The 10,261-nt window shown below is 49.5% G+C and carries 11 protein-coding genes and 1 rRNA gene; 10 read left to right on the top strand and 2 right to left on the bottom strand.

The window, feature by feature from the left end:
• The first annotated feature begins 259 nt into the window (after positions 1-259).
• From ACFOGI_RS03130 to ACFOGI_RS03140, 3 genes are all read left to right on the top strand, one after another.
• Positions 260-463, top strand: a complete 204-nt coding sequence (locus ACFOGI_RS03130; protein ID WP_390268285.1) for a hypothetical protein — start codon at positions 260-262, stop codon at positions 461-463.
• 182 nt (positions 464-645) lie between these two features.
• On the top strand, positions 646-1,173 hold the full coding sequence (gene ntdP, locus ACFOGI_RS03135; RefSeq protein ID WP_390268288.1) for a nucleoside tri-diphosphate phosphatase: 528 nt from the start codon (positions 646-648) through the stop codon (positions 1,171-1,173).
• Between the two features lie 211 nt (positions 1,174-1,384).
• Positions 1,385-3,148, top strand: coding sequence for an ABC transporter ATP-binding protein (locus tag ACFOGI_RS03140; RefSeq protein ID WP_390268291.1), 1,764 nt, complete (start codon positions 1,385-1,387; stop codon positions 3,146-3,148).
• Positions 3,149-3,192: 44 nt separating this feature from the next.
• On the opposite strand, the gene ACFOGI_RS03145 is transcribed toward ACFOGI_RS03140, so the two are convergent.
• Complete coding sequence (locus tag ACFOGI_RS03145; protein ID WP_390268294.1) at positions 3,193-4,482, bottom strand: glutamate-1-semialdehyde 2,1-aminomutase; 1,290 nt, start codon at positions 4,480-4,482, stop codon at positions 3,193-3,195.
• Between the two features lie 133 nt (positions 4,483-4,615).
• On the opposite strand from ACFOGI_RS03145, the gene ACFOGI_RS03150 reads away from it, so the two are divergent.
• From ACFOGI_RS03150 to perR, 5 genes are all read left to right on the top strand, one after another.
• On the top strand, positions 4,616-5,047 hold the full coding sequence (locus tag ACFOGI_RS03150) for a potassium channel family protein (RefSeq protein ID WP_390268297.1): 432 nt from the start codon (positions 4,616-4,618) through the stop codon (positions 5,045-5,047).
• Positions 5,048-5,107: 60 nt separating this feature from the next.
• Positions 5,108-5,578, top strand: coding sequence for a thioredoxin-dependent thiol peroxidase (gene bcp, locus ACFOGI_RS03155; protein WP_390268300.1), 471 nt, complete (start codon positions 5,108-5,110; stop codon positions 5,576-5,578).
• Positions 5,579-5,718: 140 nt separating this feature from the next.
• Positions 5,719-6,666, top strand: coding sequence for a D-2-hydroxyacid dehydrogenase (locus tag ACFOGI_RS03160; protein WP_390268303.1), 948 nt, complete (start codon positions 5,719-5,721; stop codon positions 6,664-6,666).
• Positions 6,667-6,668: 2 nt separating this feature from the next.
• Positions 6,669-7,223 carry a cob(I)yrinic acid a,c-diamide adenosyltransferase gene (locus ACFOGI_RS03165; protein ID WP_390268306.1) on the top strand — a complete coding sequence of 185 codons (555 nt, stop codon included), beginning with the start codon at positions 6,669-6,671 and terminating at the stop codon, positions 7,221-7,223.
• 111 nt (positions 7,224-7,334) lie between these two features.
• Positions 7,335-7,811 (top strand): peroxide-responsive transcriptional repressor PerR, encoded by a 477-nt coding sequence (gene perR / locus ACFOGI_RS03170; protein ID WP_390268309.1) that lies wholly within the window; start codon positions 7,335-7,337, stop codon positions 7,809-7,811.
• A 269-nt stretch (positions 7,812-8,080) separates the two neighbouring features.
• Here the strand turns inward: perR and ACFOGI_RS03175 are convergent, their stop codons facing one another.
• Complete coding sequence (locus ACFOGI_RS03175) at positions 8,081-8,464, bottom strand: YgzB family protein (RefSeq protein ID WP_390268312.1); 384 nt, start codon at positions 8,462-8,464, stop codon at positions 8,081-8,083.
• A 121-nt stretch (positions 8,465-8,585) separates the two neighbouring features.
• Between ACFOGI_RS03175 and ACFOGI_RS03180 the strand changes: the two genes are divergently transcribed.
• Together ACFOGI_RS03180 and ACFOGI_RS03185 are read left to right on the top strand one after the other, a co-directional pair.
• Entirely contained in the window at positions 8,586-9,458 is an 873-nt protein-coding gene (locus tag ACFOGI_RS03180) for a nucleotidyltransferase-like protein (RefSeq protein ID WP_390268315.1), read from the top strand.
• A 522-nt stretch (positions 9,459-9,980) separates the two neighbouring features.
• Positions 9,981-10,261 (top strand): 16S ribosomal RNA (locus ACFOGI_RS03185); the annotation flags it as partial.

Consider the following 10,261-nt stretch of genomic DNA (forward strand, 5'->3'; position numbering starts at 1 on the left):
GCTGTGTATCTGCCGGAGCGGGGGTATATCGGCGGTAGTTGCGGGATATCCGCGGGAGAGCGCACATATCAGCAGCACGCGCCGGATATCCGCCGGAGAATGTACATATAGGCAGCAGGCGCCGGATATCCGTCGGAGGCTGAACAAATCAGCAGCAGGCGCCGGATATCCGCTGGAGGTCGAACATATCAGCAGCACGCACTGGATATCCGCCGGAGAATATACATATCGACAGCAGGCACTGGATATCCGCCGGAGAATGTACAAATCGGCAGCAGGCGCGGGAAATCCGCCGGAGAATATACATATCGGCAGCAGGCGCCGGATATCCGCCGGAGGCTGTACATATCAGCAGCAGGCGCGGGAAATCCGCCGGAGAATGAACAAATCGGCAGCAGGCGCGGAATATCCGCCGGAGGAAGAACATATCAGCAGCAGGCGCCGGAAATCCGCCGGAGGCTGAACATATCGGCAGCACGCACCACCGCCGTAGAGCACACATATCACCACCCGCCATAATTCAGCCGGAGCGCAAACTGATCCTCCAGCAATGCACGCCCGGCATAATACTTTATCTTCTACAGGCTTACCATTATAATGTAATAATAGAATTCATTTGGATAAATAAGGAGAAAGGGAGATAGGATGGTTGCTCCAAGGCCTGGTACGAAGATGAAGATACAAAGCTACAAGCATAATGGCCTGCTGCACCGGGTTTGGGAGAACAGTCTGGTGCTGAAAGGGACGGACACGATTGTCATTGGAGCCAATGATCGCACACTGGTAACGGAGAGCGACGGCAGGACATGGGTGACCAGGGAGCCTGCCATCTGTTATTTTCACGCAAGGCATTGGTTTAATATTATCGGGATGCTCAGGAATGACGGCATATATTATTACTGCAACATCAGTTCCCCTTTCGTGTTTGACGAAGAGGCTTTGAAATATATCGATTATGATCTGGATGTCAAAGTATTTCCAGACATGACATATAATCTATTGGATGAAGATGAATATGAAGAACATCGACGGCAGATGAATTATCCGGAGGTCCTGGATCAGATCCTCCATAACAATTTGGACTTGCTACTGCATTGGATACGGCAGCGGAAGGGCCCGTTTTCCCCGGATTTTGTCGATCAATGGTATGAGCGGTATCTGACGTACAGATGAACCGCCGTCGGAGAGGGAAAGCGCCTGTTTGTGGAATAGATCAGCATCTTCCCTTGTTACCCTGCTTCAAGTAGCAAGGTTTTCTTTTTAGCAGATAAGGAAGTATAATACGTAGAGAAACGGAACTCCCTTCGTGCAGTTGGCCGGCACCCGGCTTAACTGCGGGGGAGTTCAGCTTTTGACCAAACCAAAATGTTGAGGAAGATTCGATATGAGCAGTGTCAGACAGTATATGGAATATGTAAAACCATATAAGTGGAAAATTCTATGGACGATCCTGATCGGGATCGTCAAATTCGGCATCCCGCTCCTCATGCCGCTGATCATGAAATATGTCATTGATGACATCATCGGCGCGGAGGAGCTGACCGCAGCGGAGAAGACCTCGGAACTACTGTGGGTGATGGGGATCGCGTTTGTGATTTTCCTCGTACTGCGGCCGCCGGTGGAATATATCCGCCAGTACTTGGCCCAGTGGGTGGGGAATAAAATCCTGTTCGATTTACGGGACCGGCTTTTCGATCATATACAAAAACTGAGCTTGAAGTTCTATTCTAAGACAAAAACCGGGGAGATTATTTCCCGGGTAATACATGATGTCGAACAAACGAAGAATTTCGTGATTACGGGCCTCATGAACATTTGGCTCGACATGATCACCATCGCAATCGCCATTGTTATCATGCTGACGATGGACGTCGGACTGACGCTTGTATCGATCATTCTGTTCCCATTCTTCGGGTTTGCGGTGAAGTTCTTCTATGGAAGGCTGCGCCGTCTGACGAGGGAGCGCTCCCAGGCGTTGGCAGAAGTGCAGGGCCATCTCCATGAACGTGTGCAGGGGATGCCTGTCACCAGAAGCTTTGCGCTCGAGGATTACGAGCAGGATCAATTCGTACAGCGAAATGATAACTTCCTGCAAAAGGCATTGAACCATACCGACTGGAATGCGAAGACCTTTGCGGTGACTAACACGATAACCGACCTGGCGCCATTGCTTGTCATCGCCTATGCCGGCTATTTCGTCATCAATGGAGATTTGACCGTCGGTACTATGGTGGCATTCTTCGGGTATATGGAACGGGTGTACAGCCCGCTCCGCAGACTGATCAACTCGTCCACCGTGCTTGTCCAGTCGATCGCTTCCATCGATCGTGTGTTCGAGTTGTACAATGAAAAGTATGATGTGACCGACAAGGAAAATGCGAAAGAACTTAAAAGGGTGAATGGGGATGTAGAATTCGACCAGATATCCTTCCGCTATGATGACGAGGAAAAACTGGTGCTCAAGGACTTGAGCCTTCACGTCAAGAGCGGAGAAACCATCGCATTTGTCGGAATGAGCGGTGGCGGGAAATCGACCTTGATCAGCCTGATTCCCCGCTTCTATGATGTCACTTCCGGCGCCATCAAGGTGGACGGCTTGGATATCCGCGATGTAAAAGCGCGCTCACTAAGGAATAATATCGGCATGGTTTTACAGGATAACATTTTGTTCAGTGAATCCATTGCCATGAACATCCGGATGGGCAACCCCGATGCCACCGATGAAGAAGTGATTGCAGCGGCAAAAGCGGCAAATGCCCATGACTTCATCGAGGAAATGCCACAAGGATATGACACCCTTGTCGGCGAACGGGGTGTGAAGCTTTCCGGTGGGCAGAAGCAGCGGGTGGCCATTGCACGCGTGTTCCTGAAAAACCCGCCAATCCTGATTTTTGATGAGGCCACTTCCGCCCTGGACTTGGAAAGTGAGCATATCATCCAGGAAGCGGTGGAACGCTTGGCATCAGACCGTACCACCTTCATCGTGGCCCACAGGCTCGCGACCATCACCCATGCCGACCGGATCGTCGTGGTCGAGAATGGGGAGATCGCCGAGAGTGGTTCTCATGATGAATTGATGAAACGCAAAGGAAGCTATTATGACCTCTATCAAGTACAGAATCTGGATAATGAACCGGAGCTGACGTAAAAAAACTCCTCCACTCTTAATGAGTGGAGGAGTTTTTTGGTGTATTACTTCATTTGTTCAAACGCACGGCCGACAGCCTGGATGGTCTGTTCGATATCCTCTTCCGTGTGTCCAGTTGTGAGGAACCATGCTTCAAATTTGGACGGAGCCAGGTTGATCCCCTGTTCCAGCATCAGCTTGAAGAATCTGCCGAATGCCTCGCCGTCACTGGCATCTGCATCTTCATAACTGGTCACCTTGTCGACACCGAAGTAGACAGTGAGCGCACCAGCGAGACGGTTGACCGTGATATCGGTCTGATGTTTTTCGGCTTTTTCCAAAATCCCTTGTTCCAGCCGTTCACCGAGTCGGTCGAGCTTTTCATAGGTGCCTTCCTCCTGCAATACTTCCAAGCAGGCAATACCGGCTGCCATCGATGCCGGGTTTCCGGCCATTGTTCCGGCCTGATAGGCTGGCCCGAGCGGTGCGACCTGTTCCATGATGTCTTTCCTGCCGCCATAAGCCCCGATCGGAAGACCGCCGCCGATGACTTTGCCCATTGCAGTCATATCCGGTTCGATGCCGTACACCTGCTGGGCGGAACCATAGGTGAAACGGAAGCCGGTGATCACTTCATCATAGATTACAAGTGCCCCAGCTTCATGGGTCTTGTCATTGACCGCCTGTAGGAAGCCTTCATGCGGTTCCACGATCCCGAAATTCCCGACGATCGGCTCGACCAGTACGGCGGCGATTTCATCTCCCCATTTATCCAATGCCTGCTGGAACATGTCCAGGTCATTGAATGGTACGGTGATGACGTCTTGTGCCACGGATGCAGGGATGCCTGCTGAATCAGGAGTTCCGAGTGTTGCCGGGCCGGATCCTGCTTCAACGAGTACCGAATCGAAATGGCCGTGGTAGCAGCCGGAGAACTTGATGATCTTGTTGCGGCCCGTATAGGCTCTTGCCACCCTTACTGTCGTCATGACCGCTTCTGTCCCGGAATTGACGAAGCGGACTTTTTCCAGGGATGGGATGGCTTCTTTCAGCATCTGGGCGAACTGGTTCTCCAGGCGTGTCGGTGTCCCGTACAAAACACCGGTATCTGCAGCCTTCTTGATGGCCTCTGCGATGTGGGGATGGCCGTGTCCAGTGATGATCGGACCATATGCTGCCAAATAATCAATGTACTTATTGCCATCGACATCATAGAAATAGGCGCCTTCCCCGCGTTCCATATAGACAGGAGTTCCGCCGCCCACGCCTTTATAGGCACGTGAAGGGGAGTTGACTCCTCCGACAATATGTTCCTGTGCTTCTTCATGAAGCCGTTCTGAATTCGTGAAATCCATATGATCATTTCCTTCCTGAATAGGTGCATTCCATCTTTTATCGTATCTCAAATGCAAAATAGATGACAAGCATATAGAAGGTGGAGCATACAATAGATGGAAGCAGGCTCTCATCCAGAAGGGGGCAGTGAACATGATTCCTTGGCTCGCATTGCTTTTGACCTTTCTAGCAATCATCATCAGCATTTTCCAGTTCATCCGCGGAGGAAAACGGCGGCCACCTTTCGAGTTGCGGGAAGGCAGGTTCTCGGCGGAAATTTTCTATGCCTTCCTGATCATCTATGTGTCCGTCTTGCTCGGCTTCGGGCTGATCTATTTCATCCTGTCCTTCCAGGGCATCATCCTCGTGGAAGACGGAGAATTGCGGCAGCCGAGCGTCATCGGTTCCCTGATCCACTCCATGTATTTCAGCGGAGTCACCCTCCTGACGATCGGCTATGGGGACATAACCCCGGTCGGACTCGGCAGGCTGATTGCGCTCATCCAGGCATTGATCGGCTATATCATCCCGGCCGCCTTCGTGCTGAAACTGGTACAATCCCAACAGCGGAGCCGGTCGGAATGAAGGACAGGACAAACTATGCTATAGTGGATATAAGAAAAATTACATATGGAGGGATTATGAATGACAGTCGAAACAGGGAAACAAGCACCAGACTTTACACTATCCAACCAGAACGGGGAGCAGGTGAGCCTGTCCGATTATAAAGGGAAAAATATCGTCCTATATTTCTACCCGAAGGATATGACACCAGGCTGTACAACCGAGGCCTGCGATTTCCGCGACCAGCATGAAAGCTTCGGTGAACTGGATGCCGTGATCCTCGGTGTGAGCCCGGATCCTGCCGAAAAGCATCAGAAATTCATCGACAAACATGATCTGCCGTTCGAACTGCTCGCAGATGAGGAACATCAGGTCGCTGAGGATTATGGTGTATGGAAGTTGAAGAAGAACTTCGGCAAGGAGTATTACGGCATCGAGCGGTCCACTTTCATCATCGACAAAGAAGGAGTCCTCCGCAAAGAATTCCGCAAAGTCCAAGTAAAAGGCCATGTGGAAGAGGCGTTGGAATACATTCGGGAAAACCTGTCCTAGGGCAGTGTTCTGTACTGGCAGACAGCCTTCCTCCCAGGAGGGCTGTTTTTTTGGAAAATATAAACCGAATATTCTAACAGAATACAGATGTTTGAACGAACGGCAATTTGGATAGAGGAAACGGAGTGGGAGGTAGAATGATGATACTTTTTTCAGCGAAAATATCACAGAGGCATCAGGACAGACTAAAAGAAACGTACCCTGATCTGGAGATCATCTTTTCAGAGGGCACGGAAGATACCTACAAGTATATAGAGGAAGCAGAAGTGCTTGTTACATACGGGAGCGAATTGGAAGAAAAGATGATCGAACGGGCAGGAAAGCTGGAGTGGATGATGGTGCTCTCTGCCGGGGTCGACAAAATGCCGTTCCAGGCGGTGAAGGATAAAGGCATCCCAGTGACGAACGCGCGCGGCATCCATAAGATCCAGATGTCGGAGTACGCCATCTCCATGCTGTTGCAGGTATATCGCGGTGCCAAGCAATTGGCGGAGAGTGAGCGCAAGCATCATTGGGACCGTTCGGTGAAAATGCGGGAAATGACTGGCAGAACCTTGCTGATTGCTGGGACTGGTGCCATTGGGCAGGAAGTGGCAAGGCTGGCGAAGGCGTTCCAGATGAAAACCATCGGCATCTCCCGGAGCGGCCGGTCCAAGGAATACTTCGATGAAACCTATGAGAACAGCAAGCTGGACGACCTGCTTCCGGAAGTGGATGCCGTGGTATCCGTCCTGCCGAGCACGGAGGAGACCCGTGGATTTTACAAGGAGAAACATTTCCAAATGCTTCCGGACCACGCCGTCTTTCTGAACATGGGCAGGGGAGACGCCGTGAAGGAGGAAGTGCTTCTCGAAGCAGTCCGTAAAAAGGAAATCGATCATGTGATCCTCGATGTCTTCGAGGAAGAGCCGCTGCCGGAGAATCATCCTTTCTGGGAAGAGGAGCGGGTGACCATCACCCCGCATTTGGCCGGGATGTCGCCGAATTATACGACAAGGGCATTGGAAGTTTTCGAGAAGAATTTGAAGGTATATCTGGATGGCAAGAACGATTATATCAATCTCGTCGATATGGACAGGGGGTACTGAAGATGGCAAGAATCTATACACGCTCCGGTGACAAGGGGCAGACGTCGCTGATCTACGGTAAAAGGGTGGCAAAAAATGACGCCAGGGTCGAGGCATACGGAACATGTGATGAGGCGAATTCCATGATCGGCCTGGCATTGAGTTTCCTGGATGGGAAGCAGTTCGATGGCAAGGACGATTTCGTGGATGTCCTGCACAGGGTCCAGACCATCCTGTTCCATGTAGGGGCAGAACTGGCCACCCCGAGTGATAAAGAGGTTGCCTGGAAGCTCAAGCAGGAGCACATCGAGGAATTGGAAAAGCAGATCGACCAGTGGGATAAAGAACTTCCGCCATTGAAGAACTTCATCCTGCCGTCCGGCCATAGTGCTTCCGCTGCACTCCACACGGCAAGGACAGTGACAAGGCGTGCAGAAAGGGCGGCAGTCGCCATAGAGGACGCTAATCCATTGGTCCAATCCTATATCAACCGGCTCTCGGATTTCCTGTTCGTCGCCGCCAGGTATGTGAACCAGCAGCTGGGTGGAGAAGAAAGGAACCTGAAGGCGGATATATAGGCGATCAATGAAGGAATAATTGAATGGTTTGGAAATATACTGATATTGACAGCTTGCCATTATAGAGAGTAAACTATTTATAAGGATTATAATATAATAATATTATTAGAAATGCACAATATAGTGAAAGAGAGGTGGTTGTCCGTGTCTGACAAACGCTTGAAAGAAGCAATCGATACACTGAAGGAATCAGGCGTCCGGATCACACCACAACGGCATGCTGTTCTGGAATACCTGTTGAACGCTCTAGTGCATCCGACCGCTGACGAAATCTACAAAGCACTTGAGGGAAAGTTCCCGAATATGAGTGTGGCCACCGTATACAACAACCTGCGGGTGCTGAAGGAAATCGGCCTTGTACGTGAACTGACCTATGGCGATTCCTCCAGCAGGTTCGACTGCAACACGGAAGAGCATTATCATATCATCTGTGATGAGTGCGGCAAGATTGTGGATTTCCATTATCCGCCTCTCGATGAAGTGGAATCATTGGCTGAGCAAGTGACCGGTTTTGATGTCAGCCATCACCGGATGGAGATCTACGGGACGTGTGAGGATTGCCAAGGAGTGGAGACGCAGAAGCATTAATACAGATTTCTAACGGATGAAGCCAAATGCAGCCGTACTGTGTTTGGCTTTTTTATTTGGAAAAAATCTGTTCTCACCGATGGTTAGGCCCATGCAGGTGTGGAGATGTTCATTTTCTCTCATTTGGCGGAACATCCGGGGTGAGTAGGCACAATGGGCAAATGAAATAGCTGCAGTGGATCAGCCTTACAGGAGCGAATGCTCTAAATTCCCACTGCAGGCAGGGTGAAACCAACCCAACCCAACAAAAAAACCGCCAGCCGGCGGTTTTAGTTCTGTTTCTCTTCTTTCTTTTTATAACGGCGGGAATTGTATTTCTCATCGAATTCCTTGCCTTCCAAGTCCTTGTCCAGTGTCAGCGGCTGCTTGCAGTGCATGCATGCATCCACACGCCCGAGCATTTTTGTCGGTTTTTCACAATCTGGACATATGATCTGGACGGCTTTGGTCGACAAGGTGCCGATCCATGCATATACCACGACACTGAATAGGATGGACAGAAGTCCGAGGATGAAGAAGATCGTCATCAGCCATCCGATATTCCTAGTCAAAAGCCCGCCATACATCAGGATGAATCCTGCAAAAATCAATATCAAAGCAAACGAGCGTATCTTATTAATTTTGTTTGAATAAACCAAACGTTGTTCAGCCATCATTGTTCCTCCTAACATATTCCAATGGTAGTATAGCATATTTTTGTGAAAAATTTGTTGCAGAAAAAGGATTTCACGTAATCGTAACGAATACAGTAATGACGAAAATGGAGGGAACAAGATGGAAACATTACTCAGGCCCATCTATCAGGAGCATGCGAGCAATCCTGCGACATTGGGCATCATTATCCTGGAAAAAGTGAAACCGAACAGCCCGATCACCGACGACTTCGATGTGATTCTTCTTATAATGGTAAGTGAAGCAGAACAGCCATGGAAGGTGAAACACTATGAATTCGATGACAAGTCAGCCGCACTTCATATTGTCACCAAGGACCTGCTTCGTGAATGGATAGACACCAGCGGCTACCGCCGGGCCATCGAGTGGGTGATCTATGGAAGGAAGATTTTCGACCGGAACGGCTTCATTACGGAATTGAAGGAAGAACTGCGGAGTTTTCCGACGGAGAAAAGGGACTTGCGCAAGATTATCGAATTCGGAAAGCTGGTCAAGCGGTATAAGGAAGGGAAAGAATTGTTCGAGATAGGCGAACACAAAGAGGCCTATAGGAAAATGAACTATTCCCTGCATTACCTCGCTAGGCTGACGGTCATTGAAGAGGGCTTCTATCCCGAGGTCACAGTGTGGAGCCAGGTGAAACAGATCGACCTGGAAACCTATAAGCTTTATGAGGAATTCATCGAGAGCCATGAACCGATTGAAAAAAGGATCCAGTTGATGGTCATCGCCATCGAATTCATCATCAACAAACGGGCAAGGGTGGCAACCAAGCATTTGCTGGATGTCATGCAGTCGAAGAAGGAGCCGTGGTCCTTTGCAGAACTGAAGGTCCATCCGCTGATAGCGCCTTATATGCTGGACGTTGCCGCAATCCTTTCCTATCTGGTGGAAAAGAATATCATCCGGACGGTGCGGGAAGTCACGAAGGGTGTAGGCGTCTACCATCGGAAGTATGTAGTAAATGAACGATGACTTCTCCTGAATGCCGGTTGTGATATTCTATTGCACTTTCAATCCTGTGTCTCTTCCTATACAGTGTTCATCCGCTGTATCGGGAGGGGCGCAGTTTTGTAAAAGAAATGTTAAATGGTTGTTGACTTTTTAATCTGCACGTGATAAATTTAATTCCGTCGCAAAAAACATATCGACAAGATGCAACAGACACAGAGCTGTTCCGATAAACTTCTTAAAAAAGTTGTTGACGATAGTTGAGCGGCATGTTATATTAATAAAGTCGCTGATTGAGAGGCGGCACACAAAAACATCTGCTTCAAAAAAACTTCTTAAAAAAAGTTGTTGACACACTGAAGTGAAGATGTTAAGATATGAAAGTCGCAAAAAACGACTGAAACAATTTGCTCTTTGAAAACTGAACAAAACAACCAGTATGTCAAGAAGAAACAACTCGTTTTTTCTATTAAACAGCAGGAACTTGGTTCCTGCGAAAGCTAAGACATTCGATAGGATTGATTGGTGTCAATCTTATCCAAACTTTTTTTGGAGAGTTTGATCTTGGCTCAGGACGAACGCTGGCGGCGTGCCTAATACATGCAAGTCGAGCGCGAGAAGCAGGCAGATCCCCTTCGGGGGTGATACCTGTGGAACGAGCGGCGGACGGGTGAGTAACACGTGGGCAACCTGCCTGTAAGACTGGGATAACCCCGGGAAACCGGGGCTAATACCGGATAACACTTCCATTCACATGGATGGAAGTTGAAAGGCGGCCTTTGGCTGCCACTTACAGATGGGCCCGCGGCGCATTAGCTAGTTGGTGG

Source organism: Virgibacillus xinjiangensis (assembly GCF_042643145.1).
GTDB lineage: Bacteria > Bacillota > Bacilli > Bacillales > Amphibacillaceae > Virgibacillus_O > Virgibacillus_O xinjiangensis.

Bases quoted from the DNA above. Each gene is read 5' to 3' on its own strand.
- ACFOGI_RS03130 (WP_390268285.1), top strand. From the start codon at position 260: ATGTACAAATCGGCAGCAGGCGCGGGAAATCCGCCGGAGAATATACAT.
- ntdP (WP_390268288.1), top strand. From the start codon at position 646: ATGGTTGCTCCAAGGCCTGGTACGAAGATGAAGATACAAAGCTACAAG.
- ACFOGI_RS03140 (WP_390268291.1), top strand. From the start codon at position 1,385: ATGAGCAGTGTCAGACAGTATATGGAATATGTAAAACCATATAAGTGG.
- ACFOGI_RS03145 (WP_390268294.1), bottom strand. From the start codon at position 4,482: ATGGATTTCACGAATTCAGAACGGCTTCATGAAGAAGCACAGGAACAT.
- ACFOGI_RS03150 (WP_390268297.1), top strand. From the start codon at position 4,616: ATGATTCCTTGGCTCGCATTGCTTTTGACCTTTCTAGCAATCATCATC.
- bcp (WP_390268300.1), top strand. From the start codon at position 5,108: ATGACAGTCGAAACAGGGAAACAAGCACCAGACTTTACACTATCCAAC.
- ACFOGI_RS03160 (WP_390268303.1), top strand. From the start codon at position 5,719: ATGATACTTTTTTCAGCGAAAATATCACAGAGGCATCAGGACAGACTA.
- ACFOGI_RS03165 (WP_390268306.1), top strand. From the start codon at position 6,669: ATGGCAAGAATCTATACACGCTCCGGTGACAAGGGGCAGACGTCGCTG.
- perR (WP_390268309.1), top strand. From the start codon at position 7,335: ATGCACAATATAGTGAAAGAGAGGTGGTTGTCCGTGTCTGACAAACGC.
- ACFOGI_RS03175 (WP_390268312.1), bottom strand. From the start codon at position 8,464: ATGGCTGAACAACGTTTGGTTTATTCAAACAAAATTAATAAGATACGC.
- ACFOGI_RS03180 (WP_390268315.1), top strand. From the start codon at position 8,586: ATGGAAACATTACTCAGGCCCATCTATCAGGAGCATGCGAGCAATCCT.